We start from the raw sequence: 20,650 nt of genomic DNA on the forward strand, positions 1-20,650 counted from the left end.
ATAACAGATTTTTTTAAGATGCTGTTGCTTATAGTCTTGGCTATAGGGATCGCATTTTTAATTTTTAAAGGATTCTATCTTTATGCAGGTCTTGGCTTTTTATTTCTCCTCATCTTTTCTTTTCGCATGTTTTCAAGACATCGCTTCCTCTTGAAGCAGATGGTCGAGTTTTCAGAAGCTGTCAAATACCGTGATTTTACAAGAAGATTTGTTGTTAAAAGTGAAAAAACTGCTGAAGGAAAACTGTATTCGGCTTTTAATCAGATCAACGATGTTTATAAGAATATCAGTATTGATCAAGCGCTTCAACACCAGTATCTGAATAAAGTGATCAATATGTTGGATACTGCCATCATCTTTTATGATGCGGATTCAGGCAAGGTAATTTGGTTGAATGATGCCTTTAAGGATCTTTTTCAGGTGCCGCACTTGGGAAATATCTCCGGCATGGAAAAGCGTCATCCTGAGCTCTATCAAAAAACCATGCAGTTGAAAGTTGGCAAGCATCAAATGGAAACTGCCCATTCCAGCAAAGGAAAGATTAAGTTGCTCATGCAAAGTTCAGGCTTTGAAACCCAGGATGGATCCTTCAGAATTATTGTTTACCAAAATATCAATGAGGCCATTGACGAGACTGAAACCAGGGCATGGCATAAACTACTTCGGGTTCTGACCCATGAAATCATGAACTCTATTGGACCCATTAGCTCATTGGCTGAAACCTTACATGATCGTTTGGAACATTGGGAAGGTGAACAAGAAATTGATGATCTCAAACTTGGTATTTTCACCATCAAACGTAGGAGTGAAGGCTTATTGCAGTTTGCCAAGAGTTATCGTTTGATCAATAAAGTCGACCAGCCACAATTTTCAGAGATTTTAGTGATTCAGCTTTTCGAGAATATCTATCAATTATTGGAACCAACCTTGATTCAGAAAAATATCGATGTTGATATTATCATTAAGAATACGCGGATGATTCTGAGAGCGGATTTGAACTTATTAGAACAGGTAATCATAAACCTGTTGTTGAATGCAATTGAGGCGGTCAAGGAAGTCGAAGAGCCCTATATTAGTTTGTCTGCTATCGAAACGCGGGATATTATCCAATTGAAGATTCAGGACAATGGTGGGGGTATGTCTCCAGAGATTCAGGAGCAGATCTTTACGCCCTTCTTTACCACCAAGAAAACCGGTACAGGAGTGGGTCTGACCTTGAGTAAACAAATCATGTTGATGCATGGTGGAAACATTTCTGTAGACAGTAAGGAGGGTGAAGGAAGTACTTTTACCCTACAATTCTAAAGCAATTTGTATTTTTGTGCCGCAATGCGGTATCTTTTCAATTATATCTATCATTTTTTGATTTCCAATAGTCGTCATGGCACACATTCTCCATTTGTGTATGCGTTGGCCGAAAAAGTGATCTATAATCCTACCTTTAAAAGCAAACATCACGTAGATTTCCCAGAGGGATTTAAGGTTAAGTATTATTCCAAACTAAAGAATATCCTGAGCTTTTGGGAAATTGAAAAGTTGACTGATGATTTAAAGGAAAACAATTCCGAAGCCTATTGGGTAAAAACTATCCGAGATGAGGAGGAGTTAATTTCTCTTATTGATTCTGGAAAGATTCTGATTATCCATGAGCCATATAAGCAAATCAAGAAATGGAAAACCCTAATCTCCAATGAGGAGGTTACAGTTTCCATCAATTTATTTCATTTTGGAATCATCTTGAAAAGAGAAGGCCAACGTAAAGAAGACTTTTTATTGAGGTACCTGAATTAGGAAAAATTAAAAAGCTTCACTTATACTGAGGTAGAAGCCAGATTGTCTTTTTTCGCCGGGTCTTTGCTCGCCATAGGCGTAATCAAAGCGGATGCTACTATTATGTTCCAAGCTGAAGAAATATCTGAGTCCAGCACCAAATGATGGAACCAAACGCATATCATGTTGTTTGGAGAAGGTACTCCCTGTTCCCAGAAATCCATTGATCCCAATTCTTGGGTGGAATCTATATCTTAATTCTGCTTGAGCCGTCAGGTAATTTTTATCCTTATATCGACCGAGGTAATAGCCACGCATGGTCATATCACCACCCAAATCGCGCATAACGTAAAACGGAACATTCTTCCCATAGGTACCACGATATAAACCCTGAGCAGCGACTGTCAATTGTTTTGTAATCGGGTAAAAGCCGCGAAGATCTAATTCTACCTGATTTCCTATAAAGTTGTCTTTTCCAAATAAATTAGGAGCTACGCTATATTTTGCACGGGAGTAAAACCCTTTGGTAGTGTAAGTGGTATTATTTCGGGTGTCATATAAGGCAGAAACCCCGATAGCCAAATATTGTCCACCTTCTTTACCATATACTTCCGGGGATTCAAAGACGCCACCGGCTTCCATGTCATTAAATTGAAAATTCTCGTAATTCAAGTTCAGTCCGGCATAAAAGTTAGGGGCGAATCTTTTTTCACCATCTAATTTGATGCGGTAAAGTTTTTGATCGAGGTAATCTTCATCGGATTTCCAGGTGTCATTTCCAATTCCGTAGAAGTTAAATGGCCAATCTCTGAATCGCATTTCACTGAGGATATGGTAGTCATTGTTTTTGGTCCAGATGTCGGAAGTTAACTTGATATTTTTTTGTTTTTTGGTGGTAAGCGTTCCGATGAGTGTTACATTGGAGGTTCTGCTATCAAGATTTTCTTTATCAATATAGAAATTATAGGTCCCTGCGATACCGTATTCGAAACCTGTTTCTTGGGCATATCCAATTGCGGGGAGTACGACGAAACTTCCGGAACGGGAAGAATCTTTCTTGGAGGAGACGAACTTTTGGATGAATTTTTGGATGATGCCATTCTTTTCTTGGGCATTACTTTGGGAAGGAAAGCAGGTAATGGAAGTTAAAATGGCGCAGAGTATAGTATATTTTTTCAAATCAAATGCAGTTAAAGGGACAAATATAGGGTATTGAATTGAATGGGATATGAAAATTATTTACTTGCATATCAATGATATGGTTTTCAGGAGCAAAAAAAATGACCAAATATTTTTGATATGTTCAGCGGTTAGCTATCTTTGCAACATCAAATCGGGAGAATAGGTACTGAAATGATGTTGTTCTTTAAGTAGAAAAAAAAATAAAAATAAAACTTGCGAATATCAGATTAATATTAGATTTTTGCACTCGCTATCCAAGGATAGACGTTCTTTAAAACAGAAAGTTTTATTAAATTAAATATGCCTCCTTAGCTCAGCTGGTAGAGCAACTGACTTGTAATCAGTAGGTCATTGGTTCGATTCCGATAGGAGGCTCAAAACAACGCAAGTTGTAGGTCTGGAGGGGTTCCAGAGCGGTCAAATGGGACGGACTGTAAATCCGTTGCTTCGGCTTCGAAGGTTCGAATCCTTCTCCCTCCACCAAAAAAGTTTGTCCTTATCCTTTCGGGGTTCCTGAGTGACAAACTCTTAAGCGGAAGTAGCTCAGTTGGTAGAGCGATAGCCTTCCAAGCTATAGGTCGCGAGTTCGAACCTCGTCTTCCGCTCAATTTATAAAACAAATCTAAGTCTCTGTCTTCTTAAACATTTATTTTTAAAAAGGGTAGAGGCTTATATCTGTAAATAAGCTTTTTGTAAGCCGAAGTAGCTCAGGGGTAGAGCACTTCCTTGGTAAGGAAGAGGTCGTGGGTTCAAATCCCATCTTTGGCTCGAATACATAAGTTTTGTAACTTTGTAAGATTAATTAAAAGAAATATTTTATAATTACTAATTCGCATAAACATGGCAAAAGAGAAATTTGACCGTAGTAAACCGCACTTAAACATTGGTACTATCGGTCACGTTGACCACGGTAAAACAACTACAACAGCTGCTATCACTAAAGTTTTAGCTGATAAAGGTTTTTCAGAGGCTCGTTCATTTGATTCAATTGACTCTGCTCCTGAAGAGAAAGAGCGTGGTATCACAATTAACACTTCACACGTAGAATACCAAACAGCTAACCGTCACTATGCACACGTTGACTGTCCAGGTCACGCCGATTACGTTAAGAACATGGTAACGGGTGCTGCACAGATGGATGGAGCTATCATCGTAGTTGCTGCTACAGATGGTCCTATGCCTCAAACTCGCGAGCACATCCTATTAGCTCGTCAGGTAGGTGTTCCTGCGTTAGTAGTTTTCTTGAACAAAGTAGACTTAGTTGATGACTCTGAGTTATTAGACTTAGTTGAAATGGAAGTTCGTGAATTATTATCATTCTACGAATTCCCAGGTGATGACGTTCCTGTAATCAAAGGTTCTGCATTAGGAGCTTTGAACGGTGAGACTCAGTGGGTTGATTCAATCATGGAATTAATGGACGCGGTAGATAACTACATTCCAATTCCTCCACGTTTGACAGATCTTCCTTTCTTGATGCCTATCGAGGACGTATTCTCAATCACTGGTCGTGGTACAGTTGCTACAGGTCGTATCGAAAGAGGTGTAATCAACTCTGGTGATCCAGTTGAGATCTTAGGTATGGGTGCTGAGAACTTGAAATCTACAGTAACAGGTGTTGAGATGTTCCGTAAGATCTTAGATTACGGTGAAGCAGGTGATAACGTAGGTTTATTGTTACGTGGTATTGAGAAAACTGATATCCGTCGTGGTATGGTTATCTGTAAACCAGGTTCAGTAACTCCTCACACAGACTTCAAAGCAGAGGTTTACGTATTGTCAAAAGCAGAAGGTGGTCGTCACACTCCGTTCTTTAACAAATACCGTCCTCAGTTCTATTTCCGTACAACTGACGTAACTGGAGAAATCACTCTAGAAGAAGGTACTGAAATGGTTATGCCAGGTGATAACGTAACAATCAGTGTTAAATTGATCAACGCTATCGCAATGGAAAAAGGTCTACGTTTCGCTATCCGTGAGGGTGGTCGTACAGTAGGTGCTGGTCAGGTAACTGAAATCGTAAAATAATCTTTAGAGATTATCTACATAAGAAATAAGCTAATTGGCTCATGCTAATTAGCTTATTTTTTCAAAGATTATCAGTTTTTTGTTCGGCATTACAGCCTGCAAATCTATTCATGCGGAATTGGTAGCATGAATAATTTTCTGATTTTCTGAGGTTTAAATCGTTCTGTTTCCTGATGTTCAGGGAATTGATATTGTAGAATCACAGCAAGGGTTTTACAACAAAAAAAATCTTTCGAAAATCGGAAATAAATTGAAATAATATTTGCTGCAATGGGGTCTAAAGCCTATATTTGCAACATCAAAAAAATCTACACGGGCATAGTTCAATGGTAGAATAGAGGTCTCCAAAACCTTTGATCTGGGTTCGAATCCTGGTGCCCGTGCTAATAAAAATAGAAACTTAAAAAATGGCAAAAGTACTTGATTTTATTAAGGACTCTTATACAGAGGTTACCGAGAAAGTGACTTGGCCTACTTGGGCTCAACTGCAAAGTCATGCGGTTATTGTACTTGTTGCATCTGTTATTATTGCATTGGTAATTTTCATAATGGATAAAGCATCAAGCAATGTAATGGAACTGCTGTACAATACAGCGTCTTAATTTTCTAATCCAAACAGTATTATGGCAGATCAAAGTTTAAAGTGGTACGTTGTGCGTGCTGTGAGCGGAAAAGAGAAAAAGGTAAAACAATACCTGGAAGCTGAAATTAACCGCTTAGGCATTCAACATTTGGTAACACAAGTGTTAATCCCGATGGAGAAATACTACCAAATGCGCGATGGCAAGAAAGTTGCCAAAGAACGTAACTACTACCCTGGATATGTTTTGATCGAAGCGGCATTAGACGGTGAGATCGAACACGCAATCAAAAACGTAAATAGCGTTATCGGATTTTTAGGCGATAAAGCAGGTAATGCAATCCCTTTACGTCCAGCTGAAGTTAACCGTATCTTAGGTAAGGTTGATGAAATGGCAGAACAAGGTGAATCCATCAGCGTACCTTATTACGTAGGTGAAACCGTGAAAGTAAATGACGGTCCTTTCAATGGATTTACTGGTGAAATTGAAGAGGTTCATGAAGACAAGAAAAAATTAACCGTAATGGTGAAAGTATTCGGTCGTAAAACTCCTCTTGAATTGAACTACATGCAAGTTGAAAAAGAATAAAAGATATTTAGGAGTTAGTATATAAATACTGACAATTTAAATAAAGATAACAAAAGCCTTATCCATCTGGATAAGGCTTTTTGCTTTTCAGAAATTTTTATCCCAATTGACTTGGGAAACATTCAGCGCCTCCCAATGGCTCTCATTCTATGCTGATAATTTGTATATTTAGCAATTGAATCACCTAAATTAATGATGTTACATCCTGAAACCAACTTGCCTAATTTAACGGCTCCAAAGAAAATTCGTGTTCGCGCAATTGATATTATGCGAGGCTTGACCTTGTTTCTGATGTTGTTTGTGAATGACCTGTATATGCCAGGAGTGCCGAAGTGGATGTTGCATACCGAAGCACAAGTGGATGGAATGGGATTGGCGGATTGGGTGTTTCCTGGATTCCTGTTTATGGTTGGAATGGCAATACCTTATGCGGTAGCCGCGAGACGCAAAATAGGGGAGCCAACCTGGCAAATCTGGTTTCATATCATTAGTAGGTCCATTAGTTTGATCATAATCGGGCTTTTGGTGGTGAATTCTTCCAGCTTAAATCCGGAGTTGACAGGGATGAATAAATTACTTTGGTTGGGCTTGGTCTATGTCTGTATATTTCTCATCTGGAATAATTACCCCAAGGATAAACATCGTAATTTATTTATCAGCCTCAAATGGATTGGAATCATTGGCTTGGTCATTTTGGCCTATTTGTTTCGGTCCGGTACTGCAGAATCAGTGGGTTGGTTTGAAAAAAGCTGGTGGGGTATCTTAGGACAAATCGGCTGGGGATACTTGGTTGCCGGATCAGTTTACCTCCTCCTAAAGGACAAACTATGGGCAGCCTTTTTGGCCATAATATTCTTTTTATTTCTGAATGTTTCCTCCTTAAATGGATGGATCCCGAATATTATTTCTTTCCAAGAATTCTTTGATGTGGTACTTCATGGTAATGTACCGATGATTGTGCTTTCAGGATTGGCAGCAACCCTAATTGTTAAAAAGTATGCAACAGATTGGAGGAAATTGGCTATTTATTTAACCTTATATGGATTGGTCAGTTTGATATTGGGATTGATCTTCCATCAGTGGTTTATAGTTTCCAAAATTCGAGCTACCCCTTCCTGGGGGCTCTTGTGTAATGGAATCAGCATTATACTATTTGTCCTGATATATTACCTGATTGATGTACGAGGAAATTCAAAATTCAGCAAGCTATTTGAATCTGTAGGACAAAATTCATTGACCACCTACTTGGCACCTGATCTCATCTATTTTTTGGTTTGGGGCTTGGCAATACCTTTGTTTTTCTATAAACAGATGGATCATATGTGGTTGGCGGTACTAGGTTCTTTGGTCTGGGCATATCTTATGCTCTGGTTTGGCATCCTCTTGAACCGTATGGGTATTAAACTTAAACTCTAATTATAATATGAAAAGAAATCACATTAATCAGCTATTGTTCCTGGGTTTGATTTTATTGCTAGCAGTTCCATTTAACCTGTTTGCAAAAAATAAGAAACCTATTATTATTGCCTATGTCACTTCAGGGAAAGGCCCCCTTCCGGATCCGAACCTGATTAGTCATATCAATTATGCTTTTGGACATGTTAACAAAACTTTTAATGGAGTAATTGTGGATAACCCTGAGCGTTTGAAAGAAGTAGTTGCATTGAAGAAACAAAGTCCAGATTTGAAAATTCTTTTATCCATTGGAGGATGGACGTCGGGTAGATTTAGCGAAATGGCCGCAGATGCCAATAATCGATTGGGCTTTGCGCGTGATTGCCAAAAAATTGTGAAGGAGTTTAATCTTGATGGGATTGATATAGATTGGGAATACCCAACCAGCAATGAAGCTGGAATTTCATCTTCTCCAGATGATACCAAGAACTTTACCTTGCTGATGAATGACATTCGGAAGGCGATAGGGAAAAAGAAACTACTGACCCTTGCTACCATTGCAGATGGAAGGTTTATTGACTTTAAGGCGATTGATAAGGATATAGATTTTGTAAATATCATGATGTATGATGTTTCGAAACCTCCATTGCAACATAATAGTCTTTATGATTCTGATTTGGCAGGAAGGATTACCCTTGTGGGGGCCTTGCAAGCACATATTGATGCAGGAGTACCAAAGAAAAAGTTGGTGATGGGAATTCCATTTTATGGAAGAGGAGATAAGAAACAAGTTAGTGATTTCGTATTGTTCAAGGATGTTCCTAAGCTGACCCAATTTGAGGAGAAATGGGATGATCAATCCAAGGTTCCCTATTTGGTGGATAGCACAGGAACTCTGGTGTTGACTTTTGAAAATGAGAAATCCATTCGTGAAAAAGCGGCCTATATCAAATCCCAGGGAATATTGGGTGCGATGTATTGGGAATTTAAAGGCGATGATGCGAACCTGACCTTGAGCAAAGCCTTATATGAAGGGTTGAAATAGGAAAGATAAACAAAATGTCATTTAAATTGTTGATATTTAGGGAATAGTGAATTCATTTTCTGTTTAAACTAAAAATTCAAGCTTATGGAACTTACAAGAATAAAACCCAATTATTTGGGCTATGTAGGGATATTTTGTCTCCTGAACATTGGTCATATCGCATTTGCTCAAGATAATGAGACAGCTTATTTTTCAGATATTACAGAGAGTAGTTTGCCCCTAGATCCAAAAACACATGCCTTGGATGTGGCATTGGTTGATGTCAATGGAGATGGTTCTTTGGATATTGTCCTTGCTTTAGAAAATCAGCCCAACAGGTTATATATCAATGATGGGAATGGGAATTACAGCTGGAAGAAGGATGTTTTTGCCAATGAAAACAATGATACCGAACATGTTCGGGTTGCAGACATGGATAATGACGGCTTTGCGGATGTGGTATTTGTTGCCGAAGATAATAAGACCCATGAATATTACTTGGGCAATGGAGATGGTACATTTCGAAATGTATCTGACCGCTTACTCGGAAAGAGCGAAGGGAATGGTTTAGATATAGGCGATGTGAATGGGGATGGTCTTCCCGATATTGTCATTGGGAATACTGGAGAGGGAGCTCGCACATTTGTTTGGTTGAATGATCCGGATAAACCTGGGTATTTAAAGAATTCGCCAGAAGGTAGTGTTCCGGACAATCATGATGAAGTTCAGTCGGTGAAATTATTTGATGCCGATGGAGATGGTGATCTGGATATGGTCTTAGGAACTGAAACACCACCAAGTCGCTTATACTTCAATGATGGAAAGGGAAATTTTACGGAGAAGGAAGGTGCATTACAGACTTCGGAGCCCTTGCATAGTCGAGAGGTGATTGTATTTGATGCGGATGGAGATGGCAAAGAGGATATCTTTTTTGCGAACCTGACGAGTAATGGTGGACAGAAGGAGCGGAACCCTACCGGTAGATTATTTATGAACAAAGGGGATGGGAAATTTGTAGACGAGACGGATTCCCGTATTCCGGCCTATTCATTTTCGACTTACGCGTGTAATGTGATTGATTTTGATCGGGACGGGGATCGGGATATAATTTTAAGTGCATTAAAGATTCCGCCATTTGAGGCAATGCAGGTTCAGGCTTTGCGGAATGATGGTTCTGGGAAGTTCAGTTTTGCGACGGAGGAGGTTATTCCGAAGGTTACGGTAGAGCGGTCTTGGGGGATTGATGTTGGGGATGTGAATGGGGATAAGATTCCGGACCTGATGATAGGAGCTTGGGGGGACCAAGTTCGCTTATTACTAGGTAAATAAAAAAATAAAAAATACTTTTTTATTATCAGATATTTAGTTATCTTTGCACCTCGTTTGGTTGCAAAACTATGTTTTGTGGCTATCGAAAATTAAATGTTACGTTATTGCTTCCAACTTACTAACAAACATTTAACAAATTAAATCACAGAAAAAATGGCAAAAGAAGTCAGTGCGTTAGTAAAATTACAAGTGAAGGGCGGAGCTGCGAATCCATCTCCACCGGTAGGACCTGCATTAGGTGCTAAAGGTGTGAACATTATGGATTTCTGTAAGCAATTTAACGCTCGTACGCAAGACAAACCAGGTCAAGTATTACCTGTTGTGATCACTGTATATGCCGACAAATCTTTTGATTTTATCATTAAAACTCCACCGGTAGCTGTTCAATTAAAGGATGCGGCTAAGCTTAAGAGCGGATCGGGAGAGCCTAACCGTAAGAAAGTTGCTTCCATTACATGGGATCAAGTAAAAACGATTGCGGAAGATAAGATGCCAGATTTGAATGCATTTACTGTAGAATCAGCTATGAGAATGGTTGCTGGTACAGCGCGTAGTATGGGTATCACTGTATCTGGTGATGCTCCTTGGAAAAATTAATTAACGAAATCAGTTTAAGACAGTGGCTAGATTAACAAAAAATCAAAAAGCGGCACTATCCAAAATTGAAGCTGGTAAGGCATACTCTTTAAAGGAAGCGTCAGCTTTAGTTAAAGAGATCACCAACACCAAATTTGATGCTTCTGTGGATATCGACGTTCGTTTGGGCGTAGATCCTCGTAAAGCAAATCAAATGGTTCGTGGTATTGCAACATTGCCACACGGTACTGGTAAGACGGTACGTGTATTAGTTTTGTGTACTCCTGACAAGGAGGAAGAAGCTAAGGCGGCAGGAGCAGACTACGTAGGTCTTGATGACTATATCAGCAAAATCGAAGGTGGTTGGACTGACGTTGACATTATCATCACAATGCCTAGTGTTATGGCGAAAGTAGGTAAATTGGGTCGTATTTTAGGTCCAAGAAACTTAATGCCTAACCCTAAAACAGGAACAGTAACTACGGAAGTAGGCAAAGCTGTTACTGAGGTAAAAGCTGGTAAGATCGACTTCAAAGTTGACAAAACAGGTATCATCCACACTTCAGTTGGTAAAGTGTCTTTCGACGCAGATAAAATCTATGATAACGCATTAGAAGTGTTACAAACAATTTCACGTTTGAAACCATCTGCAGCAAAAGGAACGTACTTCAAGAGTATTCACATTTCTTCAACTATGAGTCCTAGTATTCATATTGAAACTAAATCAGTAGCAGGAATTTAATCATGAGAAAAGAACTTAAACATGAAATTGTTGAAGCTTTAGCAGAACAGATTAAATCTTACGGTAATTTTTACATTACTGATACTGCTAATCTGACAGTAGAGAAGGTGAATAATATTCGTCGTAAATGTTTCGAGCAGGGAATCGAGATTAAAGTTGTGAAAAACACTTTAATTAAGAAGGCGTTGTTAGAGGCTGGCGTAGATTCAGAAGAGATCTTTGGCGTATTAAAAGGAGCGTCTACATTAATGTTTTCCGAAACAGGAAATGCTCCCGCGAAATTGATCAAACAATTACGTAAAGAAGGTGAAAAACCGGTATTGAAAGCAGCATACATTCAAGAGACTGCTTTCGTAGGTGACAACCAACTTGATGCATTAGTAACTCTTAAATCTAAGGAAGAACTTATTGCAGACGTTATTGCTTTACTTCAATCTCCTGCGAAGAATGTTATTTCTGCACTTCAATCAGGCGGAAATACAATTTCAGGCTTAGTAAAAGCTTTAGAAGAAAGAGGCTAACGAACCCTCACATTAACAAACGTTCGTTAAATTTTAATTAACAATTTTTTTAAAAGAACATTCAAAAATTCAAAATAAAATGGCAGATTTAAAACAACTTGCTGAACAGTTAGTTAACTTAACAGTAAAAGAAGTTAAAGAATTAGCTGATATCTTAAAAGACGAATACGGTATTGAGCCTGCTGCTGCTGCTGTAGCTGTTGCTGCTGCTCCAGGTGCTGGTGATGGTGCTGCTGCTGCTGAAGAGAAAACATCTTTCGATGTTATCTTGAAAGAAGCTGGTGGTCAGAAATTAGCTGTCGTAAAATTAGTTAAAGATTTAGCTGGTTTAGGTTTGAAAGAAGCAAAAGACTTAGTTGACGGTGCACCTAAAGAATTAAAAACTGGTGTTTCTAAAGACGAAGCTGAAGCTTTGAAAAAACAATTAGAAGAAGCTGGAGCTGTTGTTGAGATTAAGTAATCTCGCATAAAGCACCAAAAACTTAGACTCTGATAGTCCAAATCTATCAGAGTCTATTCCTGTTTATAAATATTTGTATGGATCAAGCCGCTGCTGATGCTTGATCGGAAGGCTAAATCAGCAGATGTTAGCTCAGTTTTTTAAAACTAAATTCTTATTCCCTTGGCAAACAATAATATTCAAAAAGAAAGAGTAAATTTTGCGACAAGTAAGAAGGTAATTGATTATCCGGATTTCTTGGACGTGCAATTAGAGTCTTTCAAGGAGTTTTTTCAATTAGAAACTACTTCTGACAACCGCCATCAGGAAGGGCTTTACAAGGTTTTCGCAGAAAACTTCCCTATTTCTGATTCAAGAAACATCTTTGTGCTAGAGTTTTTGGATTATTTCATTGATCCACCGCGTTATGATATTCAAGAGTGTATTGAACGTGGATTGACTTATAGCGTACCTTTAAAGGCTAAATTGAAGTTGTCTTGTAATGATGAGGAACACGAAGATTTCGAAACCATTGTACAAGACGTGTATTTAGGAACTATCCCGTACATGACTCCAAAAGGTACATTCGTTATCAATGGAGCTGAACGTGTTATTGTTTCTCAATTACACCGTTCCCCTGGTGTGTTCTTTGGTCAAAGTAGACATACCAATGGTACTAAACTTTATTCTGCTAGGGTTATTCCTTTTAAAGGTTCTTGGATTGAATTTGCTACAGACGTGAATAACGTGATGTATGCTTATATCGATCGTAAGAAAAAATTCCCAGTTACTACCTTGTTACGTGCAATCGGTTTCGATTCGGATAAGGAAATCTTAGAACTTTTCGACCTTGCAGATGAAGTAAAAGTTAGTAAATCTGGATTGAAGAAATACGTTGGTCGTCGTTTAGCGGCTAGAGTATTGAACAAATGGACAGAGGATTTCGTGGACGAGGATACAGGTGAAGTAGTATCTATCGACCGTAACGAGATCATCCTTGAACGTGAAACCGTATTAGAAGAAGACCACATTGACTTGATCATCGAAGCTGGTGTCAAATCCATCATCTTGACAAAGGAAGATGAATCGAACAATGCGGACTATTCAATTATATATAACACTTTACAAAAAGATACTTCGAACTCAGAGAAAGAAGCGGTAGAGCATATCTATCGTCAATTACGTAACGCAGAACCACCTGATGAGGAAACTGCACGTGGTATCATTGACCGTTTATTCTTCTCGGATAAACGTTACGATTTAGGGGATGTGGGTAGATACCGTATCAACCGTAAATTGAAACTTGATACTCCTTCTGACACGAAAGTATTAACTCGTGAAGATATTATTGCTATCGTGAAGTATTTGATCAACTTGATCAATTCAAAAGCTGAGGTGGATGATATCGACCACTTATCTAACCGTCGCGTTCGTACGGTAGGTGAGCAATTATATGCTCAATTCGGAGTAGGTCTAGCTCGTATGGCTCGTACTATCCGTGAGCGTATGAATATTCGTGATAACGAGGTGTTTACACCTACTGATTTGATTAATGCTCGTACATTATCATCAGTAATCAATTCATTCTTCGGAACGAATCAGTTATCACAATTTATGGATCAAACCAACCCATTGGCTGAGATTACGCACAAGCGTCGTTTATCAGCATTAGGTCCAGGTGGTCTTTCAAGAGAGCGTGCTGGTTTCGAGGTACGTGACGTTCACTATACGCACTACGGTCGTTTGTGTACTATTGAAACTCCAGAGGGTCCAAACATTGGTTTGATTTCATCATTATCTGTTCATGCGAAGATCAATAACTTAGGATTTATCGAAACTCCATACCGTATCGTTTCTGATGGTAAGGTTGTAGTTGATAAACCAGTTGTTTATTTATCAGCAGAGGACGAGGATGATAAGACAATTGCGCAAGCAAATGCATTATATGATGATAAAGGTAATTTCTTAGATGCGAAAGTAAAAGCAAGATATGAGGGTGACTTCCCGATTATTGAGCCTGAGAAATTAGACTATATGGACGTTTCTCCGAACCAGATTACATCAATTGCGGCTTCATTGATTCCATTCTTGGAGCATGATGATGCCAACCGTGCATTGATGGGTTCGAACATGCAGCGTCAGGCAGTTCCATTGTTGCGTCCGCAAGCACCGGTTGTAGGTACAGGATTAGAAGCTCGTGTAGCGAAAGATTCACGTACATTGATCAATGCTGAAGGAAATGGTACAGTAGAATATGTAGATGCACAAGAAATTCACATCCGTTACGATAGAAACGACAATGATCGTTTAGTATCATTCGACGACGATGTGAAAGCATATAGATTAACGAAATTCAAGAAAACCAACCAGAATACTTGTATCAACTTGAAGCCGATCGTTACGAAAGGACAACGTGTTGAAAAAGGACAAGTATTATGTGAGGGCTATGCAACTGAAGATGGTGAATTAGCATTAGGTAGAAACTTGAAAGTAGCGTTCATGCCTTGGCAAGGATACAACTTTGAGGATGCGATCGTAATTTCAGAGCGTGTTGTATCACAGGATTTATTCACTTCATTACATATTGAGGAATTCGAACTAGAGGTTCGTGATACAAAACGTGGTGAGGAAGAATTGACTGCAGATATTCCTAACGTTTCAGAAGAAGCTACGAAAGACCTTGATGAAAACGGTATTATCCGTGTTGGTGCTGAGGTTGGCGAAGGTGACATCCTAATTGGTAAGATTACACCAAAAGGAGAGTCAGATCCTTCACCAGAAGAGAAGTTATTACGTGCGATCTTTGGTGACAAAGCGGGTGACGTGAAGGATGCTTCCTTGAAAACTCCACCATCTATCAAAGGTGTGGTAATCGATACGAAGTTATTCTCTCGTGCGAAGAAAATGTCTAAAGAAGTTGAACGCAAAGCTTTAGAGAAATTAGAAGTAGCTCACGACAGAAATATCAAGATTCTTAAAGATCGTTTAGTTGAAAAATTATTCACGATCGTAAATGGTAAAACTTCACAAGGTATTTACAATGTTTACAAAGAGTTATTGGTAGCTAAGGGTGCTAAATTTACTCAAAAGATTCTTACTGATCTTGACTATAACAACGTAAATCCTACAGGCTGGACTACAGATGATGACAAGAATGATATGATCAAACTTGCATTGCACAACTACAACATTAAAGTTAATGAGGAGTTAGGTGCATTCAAGCGCGAGAAATTTGCAATCTCTGTTGGTGATGAGCTTCCTTCAGGAATCGTTCAGATGGCAAAAGTATATGTTGCTAAAAAACGTAAGCTGAAAGTAGGAGATAAGATGGCGGGACGTCACGGTAATAAGGGTATTGTTGCACGTATTGTACGTGATGAGGACATGCCATTCTTAGAAGACGGAACTCCAGTAGATATCGTGTTGAACCCACTAGGGGTACCATCGCGTATGAACCTTGGACAGATTTATGAAACTGTATTAGGTTGGGCCGGACAAAAATTAGGTGTTAAATTCGCTACTCCAATCTTTGATGGTGCAGAAATGGACCAGGTAGAAGAGTGGGTTGAGAAAGCAGGCTTACCTAAGTCAGGTCGTACATACCTATACAATGGATTAACGGGTGATCGTTTTGACCAACCTACAACAGTTGGAGTAATCTACATGTTGAAATTAGGACACATGGTTGATGATAAGATGCACGCGCGTTCAATTGGACCATACTCGTTGATTACACAACAACCATTAGGTGGTAAGGCACAATTCGGTGGTCAGCGTTTCGGTGAGATGGAGGTTTGGGCATTAGAGGCATTCGGTGCTTCCAATATCCTACAAGAGATCTTAACTGTAAAATCGGATGATGTTGTAGGTCGTGCTAAAACTTACGAGGCAATCGTAAAAGGCAATAACTTACCAACGCCATCAGTACCAGAATCGTTTAACGTATTGGTACATGAGCTACGCGGATTAGGTTTAGATATCACATTGGATTAATCAAGCAAATAGAGCTTAAGAAGGTGCATAACCTTCTTAAGCTTTCACATACAGCTTTAACTTTTTACTAAGTATGTCTTACAAAAAAGATAACAAAATCAAAAGTAACTTTACATCGATTACGATCAGCTTAGCATCTCCAGAGACTATTTTGGAGCGTTCAAGTGGTGAGGTTACTAAACCAGAAACTATCAACTACCGGACTTATAAACCAGAGCGTGATGGTCTATTCTGTGAGCGTATTTTCGGTCCAGTAAAAGACTACGAATGTCACTGTGGTAAGTACAAGCGTATCCGTTATAAGGGAATCGTTTGTGACCGTTGTGGTGTTGAAGTTACAGAGAAGAAAGTACGTCGTGAGCGTATGGGACACATTAACTTGGTGGTTCCAGTAGCACACATTTGGTACTTCCGTTCTCTACCAAACAAAATTGGTTACTTATTAGGACTTCCAACGAAGAAGTTGGATATGATCATCTACTACGAAAGATACGTGGTTATTCAAGCAGGTATCAAAGAAGAAGATGGTATTTCATACATGGATTTCTTGACAGAAGAGGAATATCTAGATATCTTGGATACTCTTCCTAAGGAAAACCAATACTTGGATGACAATGATCCTCAGAAATTCATTGCTAAGATGGGTGCAGAGGCATTGGAAGATTTGTTGAAACGTCTAGACTTAGACCAGTTATCATACGATCTTCGTCACCAAGCTGCGAATGAAACTTCACAACAACGTAAAAACGAGGCATTGAAACGTCTTCACGTTGTAGAGGCTTTCCGTGGTGCAAATGATCATATTGAGAACCGTCCTGAATGGATGATTGTTAAGATCGTTCCTATTATTCCACCAGAGTTACGTCCTTTAGTTCCTTTGGATGGTGGTCGTTTTGCGACTTCAGATTTAAATGACTTATACCGTCGTGTAATTATCCGTAACAACCGTTTGAAGCGTTTGATCGAGATCAAAGCTCCAGAGGTAATCTTACGTAACGAGAAACGTATGCTTCAAGAAGCAGTAGACTCGTTATTTGATAACTCACGTAAGGTGAATGCTGTTAAAACTGAAGGTAACCGTGCTTTAAAATCTTTATCGGATATCCTTAAAGGTAAGCAAGGTCGTTTCCGTCAGAACTTATTAGGTAAGCGTGTTGACTACTCTGCTCGTTCGGTAATCGTCGTTGGTCCTCACTTGAAATTACACGAGTGTGGTCTTCCTAAAGATATGGCTGCGGAGCTTTACAAACCGTTTATCATCCGTAAGATGATTGAAAGAGGAATCGTAAAGACCGTTAAGTCAGCGAAGAAAATTGTAGATCGCAAAGATCCAGTAGTATGGGATATTCTTGAGAATGTATTAAAAGGACACCCAGTATTACTAAACCGTGCGCCTACGCTTCACCGTTTGGGTATTCAGGCTTTCCAACCAACATTAGTTGAAGGTAAAGCGATTCAATTACACCCATTAGTGTGTACAGCGTTCAACGCCGATTTCGACGGTGACCAGATGGCAGTTCACTTACCATTAGGTAATGCTGCAATTTTGGAAGCCCAAATCTTGATGTTGGCAGCACACAACATTCTTAACCCTGCAAACGGTTCACCAGTTACAGTACCATCACAAGATATGGTATTGGGTCTTTACTATATTACTAAAGGCCGTAAGACTGATGACAAGCTTGTGATGAAAGGTGAAGGAAGTACTTTCTATTCAGCTGAAGAGGTAATCATTGCCTTGAACGAAGCGAAAGTAGATCTTCACTCATTCATTAAAGTTAAAGCTCGCGTTAAGACTAAAGAAGGAGAATTCAAGGATCAAATCATTGAAACGACTGTTGGTCGTGTGATCTTCAACCAAATCGTTCCAGAAGAGGTAGGATACATCAATGAGTTATTGACTAAGAAATCCCTTCGTAATGTTATTGGAGAAATCGTGAAGAACACGGGTATGGCTCGTGCAGCGAAATTCTTGGATGACATGAAAGAATTAGGATTCCAAACGGCATTCAAAGGAGGTCTATCTTTCAACCTACAAGATTTGAACATTCCTGCTGCGAAAGCTGATTTGATCACTCAAGCTACAAACGAAGTTGAAGAAGTAATGAACAACTATAACATGGGTTTCATTACGAACAACGAACGTTATAATCAAATCATCGATATCTGGACGCGTATCAACAACAAGTTGACAGCACACGTTATGGATATCCTTTCGAATGACAACCAAGGATTCAACTCTGTATATATGATGTTGGATTCAGGAGCTCGTGGTTCGAAAGAGCAGATCCGTCAGTTATGCGGTATGCGTGGTTTGATGGCGAAACCTCAGAAATCTGGTACTTCAGGTGGTGAGATTATCGAAAACCCGATTCTTTCAAACTTCAAAGAAGGTTTGTCAGTATTGGAGTACTTTATCTCTACCCACGGTGCTCGTAAAGGTCTTGCCGATACAGCGTTAAAAACAGCCGATGCGGGTTACTTAACTCGTCGTTTACATGATGTTGCTCAGGATATGATTGTTGTTGAGCAAGATTGTAACGGTTTACGCGGTATCTATACAACTGCGCTTAAGGATAATGATGATATCGTTGAACCATTGTACGACCGTATTTTAGGACGTACTCCATTGAACGATGTGGTACATCCTGAGACAGAAGAATTGATTGTTGCTGCGAACGAAGATATTACTGAAGAAGTTGCTGAGGCTATCGAGAATGCAGGTATTGAAGGGGTTGAAATCCGTTCGGTATTGACTTGTGAGTCTAAGCGCGGAGTTTGTGCATGTTGTTACGGACGTAACTTAGCGTCAGGAAAACGTGTTCAATTAGGTGAGGCAGTAGGTGTAATTGCTGCACAGTCAATCGGTGAGCCAGGTACGCAGTTAACACTTCGTACGTTCCACGTCGGTGGTACGGCTTCGAACATTGCTGCAGAATCATCGATCATCTCTAAATACGATGGTAAAATCGAATTTGAGAATGTTCGTACTGTAGAAAAAGAAGGTGAATTTGGTCCTTACCAAGTAGTATTGGGTCGTTCAGGAGAGATTAAAGTGGTAAATGAAGATAGAAAAGTTCTTTACCAACAGATCATTCCTTACGGATCTAACCTATATGTTTCAGAAGGTGAGAAAGTTGATAAAGGAACTAAGTTAGTTGACTGGGATCCATACAACGCTGTAATTATCTCTGAATTTGCAGGTAAGGTAGAATTTGATGCGATTATCGAAGGTATTACTTTCCGCGAGGAATCTGATGAACAAACTGGACACAAAGAGAAAGTTATCATCGAGACTCGTGATAAGACTAAGAACCCGACGATCAAAGTATTGGATAACAAAGGCGAAATCATTCGTTCATATAACATTCCAGTAGGAGCTCACGTTTCAGTATCTGATGGACAAAAAGTAAAAGAAGGTGCGATTTTAGTTAAGATCCCTCGTTCTACAGGTAAGACCCGAGATATTACGGGTGGTCTTCCTCGTGTAACAGAGTTGTTCGAGGCTCGTAATCCTTCAAACCCAGCAGTTGTAACTGAAATCGATGGTGTTGTAACCTTAGGTGGTGTTAAACGTGGTAACCGTGAAATTTCAATCGAGTCTCGTGATGGACAAGTGAAGAAATACTTAGTACCACTTTCGAAACACATCTTGGTACAGGATAATGACTTTATCAAAGCGGGCATGCCACTTTCAGATGGTCAGATTTCTCCAGGTGATATTTTATCAATCAAAGGCCCATCAGCGGTTCAAGAGTACATTGTAAATGGTATACAAGAGGTTTACCGCCTACAAGGGGTAAAAATCAACGATAAACACTTTGAAACAATCGTTCACCAAATGATGCAAAAAGTGAATATCGAAGATCCAGGAGATACTCGTTTCTTAGAGAAAGAAGCTGTGAACAAATGGGACTTCATGGAAGAAAACGATTCACTTTACGACAAGAAAGTGGTTGTAGATGCGGGTGATTCTAAATCATTGCGTCCAGGCCAGATCGTAAATCTTCGTAAATTACGTGAAGAAAACTCTAGCTTGAAACGTCAAGACATGAAATTAGTGGAAGTGCGTGATGCAATTCCAGCGACTTCAAGTCCATTGTTACAAGGTATTACAAGAGCTTCCTTAGGTACGAAATCATTTATCTCGGCTGCATCCTTCCAGGAAACTACGAAAGTATTGAACGAAGCTGCTATCGCAGGTAAACGTGATAACTTATTAGGATTGAAAGAAAACGTAATTGTTGGACACTTAATCCCTTCAGGAACAGGTTTACGTCAGTACAGTAACATCATCGTTGGTTCTCGTGAAGAATACGATCAGTTATTAGCTTCGAAAGAAGAAGATTAATCTGAGATTAATTAGGAATGTAAATTCCTTGAGATATAAAAAAGCCCAGCTCGAGTAGCTGGGCTTTTTTTATGAGCTGATTTTTAAATAGTGCATCCTAATGAATGGGAGGAATTCAAGGTTTGTACTCC

Annotated in this window: 15 protein-coding genes and 5 tRNA genes; 19 read left to right on the forward strand and 1 reads right to left on the reverse strand. The window is 39.3% G+C overall.

Annotated elements, in window-relative coordinates; translation table 11 throughout:
* Window positions 1-126 precede the first annotated feature (126 nt).
* Complete coding sequence (locus tag ACF3OC_RS02945) at window positions 127-1,305, forward strand: sensor histidine kinase (RefSeq protein ID WP_392470860.1); 1,179 nt, start codon at window positions 127-129, stop codon at window positions 1,303-1,305.
* Between the two features lie 24 nt (window positions 1,306-1,329).
* Window positions 1,330-1,791, forward strand: coding sequence for a hypothetical protein (locus tag ACF3OC_RS02950; protein ID WP_094280185.1), 462 nt, complete (start codon window positions 1,330-1,332; stop codon window positions 1,789-1,791).
* A gap of 6 nt (window positions 1,792-1,797) precedes the next feature.
* On the opposite strand, the gene ACF3OC_RS02955 is transcribed toward ACF3OC_RS02950, so the two are convergent.
* Entirely contained in the window at window positions 1,798-2,949 is a 1,152-nt protein-coding gene (locus tag ACF3OC_RS02955) for a BamA/TamA family outer membrane protein (RefSeq protein ID WP_094280184.1), read from the reverse strand.
* Window positions 2,950-3,254: 305 nt separating this feature from the next.
* Here ACF3OC_RS02955 and ACF3OC_RS02960 point away from each other — a divergent pair.
* From ACF3OC_RS02960 to rpoC, 17 genes are all read left to right on the forward strand, one after another.
* Window positions 3,255-3,327 (forward strand) — tRNA-Thr (locus tag ACF3OC_RS02960).
* A 24-nt stretch (window positions 3,328-3,351) separates the two neighbouring features.
* Window positions 3,352-3,435 (forward strand) — tRNA-Tyr (locus ACF3OC_RS02965).
* Between the two features lie 49 nt (window positions 3,436-3,484).
* Window positions 3,485-3,557: transfer RNA gene (locus tag ACF3OC_RS02970), tRNA-Gly, on the forward strand.
* A gap of 91 nt (window positions 3,558-3,648) precedes the next feature.
* A tRNA-Thr gene (locus ACF3OC_RS02975) sits at window positions 3,649-3,720 on the forward strand.
* A gap of 72 nt (window positions 3,721-3,792) precedes the next feature.
* Window positions 3,793-4,980, forward strand: coding sequence for an elongation factor Tu (gene tuf, locus ACF3OC_RS02980; RefSeq protein ID WP_094255410.1), 1,188 nt, complete (start codon window positions 3,793-3,795; stop codon window positions 4,978-4,980).
* Between the two features lie 312 nt (window positions 4,981-5,292).
* A tRNA-Trp gene (locus ACF3OC_RS02985) sits at window positions 5,293-5,363 on the forward strand.
* A gap of 24 nt (window positions 5,364-5,387) precedes the next feature.
* Complete coding sequence (secE, locus tag ACF3OC_RS02990) at window positions 5,388-5,582, forward strand: preprotein translocase subunit SecE (protein WP_094255409.1); 195 nt, start codon at window positions 5,388-5,390, stop codon at window positions 5,580-5,582.
* 21 nt (window positions 5,583-5,603) lie between these two features.
* Window positions 5,604-6,149, forward strand: a complete 546-nt coding sequence (nusG, locus tag ACF3OC_RS02995) for a transcription termination/antitermination protein NusG (protein ID WP_093098554.1) — start codon at window positions 5,604-5,606, stop codon at window positions 6,147-6,149.
* A 192-nt stretch (window positions 6,150-6,341) separates the two neighbouring features.
* Window positions 6,342-7,565 (forward strand): DUF5009 domain-containing protein, encoded by a 1,224-nt coding sequence (locus tag ACF3OC_RS03000; RefSeq protein WP_256962486.1) that lies wholly within the window; start codon window positions 6,342-6,344, stop codon window positions 7,563-7,565.
* 7 nt (window positions 7,566-7,572) lie between these two features.
* Window positions 7,573-8,589, forward strand: coding sequence for a glycoside hydrolase family 18 protein (locus ACF3OC_RS03005; protein ID WP_094280182.1), 1,017 nt, complete (start codon window positions 7,573-7,575; stop codon window positions 8,587-8,589).
* Between the two features lie 84 nt (window positions 8,590-8,673).
* Window positions 8,674-9,897 carry a VCBS repeat-containing protein gene (locus ACF3OC_RS03010; RefSeq protein ID WP_094280181.1) on the forward strand — a complete coding sequence of 408 codons (1,224 nt, stop codon included), beginning with the start codon at window positions 8,674-8,676 and terminating at the stop codon, window positions 9,895-9,897.
* 153 nt (window positions 9,898-10,050) lie between these two features.
* The gene (rplK, locus tag ACF3OC_RS03015) at window positions 10,051-10,494 is read left to right on the forward strand and encodes a 50S ribosomal protein L11 (RefSeq protein WP_094255405.1); all 444 of its coding nucleotides are present in this window, start codon (window positions 10,051-10,053) and stop codon (window positions 10,492-10,494) included.
* Window positions 10,495-10,516: 22 nt separating this feature from the next.
* A complete protein-coding gene (gene rplA / locus ACF3OC_RS03020) occupies window positions 10,517-11,215 on the forward strand; it encodes a 50S ribosomal protein L1 (protein WP_094255404.1) in 699 nt (232 codons plus the stop codon).
* A 2-nt stretch (window positions 11,216-11,217) separates the two neighbouring features.
* A complete protein-coding gene (gene rplJ / locus ACF3OC_RS03025) occupies window positions 11,218-11,736 on the forward strand; it encodes a 50S ribosomal protein L10 (protein ID WP_094255403.1) in 519 nt (172 codons plus the stop codon).
* A 79-nt stretch (window positions 11,737-11,815) separates the two neighbouring features.
* Window positions 11,816-12,196, forward strand: a complete 381-nt coding sequence (gene rplL / locus ACF3OC_RS03030; protein ID WP_093098564.1) for a 50S ribosomal protein L7/L12 — start codon at window positions 11,816-11,818, stop codon at window positions 12,194-12,196.
* A gap of 162 nt (window positions 12,197-12,358) precedes the next feature.
* Window positions 12,359-16,168: a DNA-directed RNA polymerase subunit beta gene (gene rpoB / locus ACF3OC_RS03035; protein ID WP_094255402.1), complete on the forward strand. Its 3,810-nt coding sequence runs from the start codon at window positions 12,359-12,361 to the stop codon at window positions 16,166-16,168.
* A gap of 73 nt (window positions 16,169-16,241) precedes the next feature.
* Window positions 16,242-20,519 carry a DNA-directed RNA polymerase subunit beta' gene (gene rpoC / locus ACF3OC_RS03040; protein WP_094255401.1) on the forward strand — a complete coding sequence of 1,426 codons (4,278 nt, stop codon included), beginning with the start codon at window positions 16,242-16,244 and terminating at the stop codon, window positions 20,517-20,519.
* Window positions 20,520-20,650: the final 131 nt, after the last annotated feature.

This window comes from Sphingobacterium cellulitidis (genome assembly GCF_043187465.1).
In the GTDB taxonomy this organism is placed as follows: domain Bacteria; phylum Bacteroidota; class Bacteroidia; order Sphingobacteriales; family Sphingobacteriaceae; genus Sphingobacterium; species Sphingobacterium cellulitidis.

Coding starts and splice junctions, on each gene's coding strand:
- ACF3OC_RS02950 (WP_094280185.1), top strand. CDS start 1,330: ATGCGGTATCTTTTCAATTATATCTATCATTTTTTGATTTCCAATAGT.
- secE (WP_094255409.1), top strand. CDS start 5,388: ATGGCAAAAGTACTTGATTTTATTAAGGACTCTTATACAGAGGTTACC.
- ACF3OC_RS03005 (WP_094280182.1), top strand. CDS start 7,573: ATGAAAAGAAATCACATTAATCAGCTATTGTTCCTGGGTTTGATTTTA.
- rplJ (WP_094255403.1), top strand. CDS start 11,218: ATGAGAAAAGAACTTAAACATGAAATTGTTGAAGCTTTAGCAGAACAG.
- ACF3OC_RS03010 (WP_094280181.1), top strand. CDS start 8,674: ATGGAACTTACAAGAATAAAACCCAATTATTTGGGCTATGTAGGGATA.
- rplK (WP_094255405.1), top strand. CDS start 10,051: ATGGCAAAAGAAGTCAGTGCGTTAGTAAAATTACAAGTGAAGGGCGGA.
- nusG (WP_093098554.1), top strand. CDS start 5,604: ATGGCAGATCAAAGTTTAAAGTGGTACGTTGTGCGTGCTGTGAGCGGA.
- ACF3OC_RS02945 (WP_392470860.1), top strand. CDS start 127: ATGTTTTCAAGACATCGCTTCCTCTTGAAGCAGATGGTCGAGTTTTCA.
- tuf (WP_094255410.1), top strand. CDS start 3,793: ATGGCAAAAGAGAAATTTGACCGTAGTAAACCGCACTTAAACATTGGT.
- rpoC (WP_094255401.1), top strand. CDS start 16,242: ATGTCTTACAAAAAAGATAACAAAATCAAAAGTAACTTTACATCGATT.
- ACF3OC_RS03000 (WP_256962486.1), top strand. CDS start 6,342: ATGATGTTACATCCTGAAACCAACTTGCCTAATTTAACGGCTCCAAAG.
- rplL (WP_093098564.1), top strand. CDS start 11,816: ATGGCAGATTTAAAACAACTTGCTGAACAGTTAGTTAACTTAACAGTA.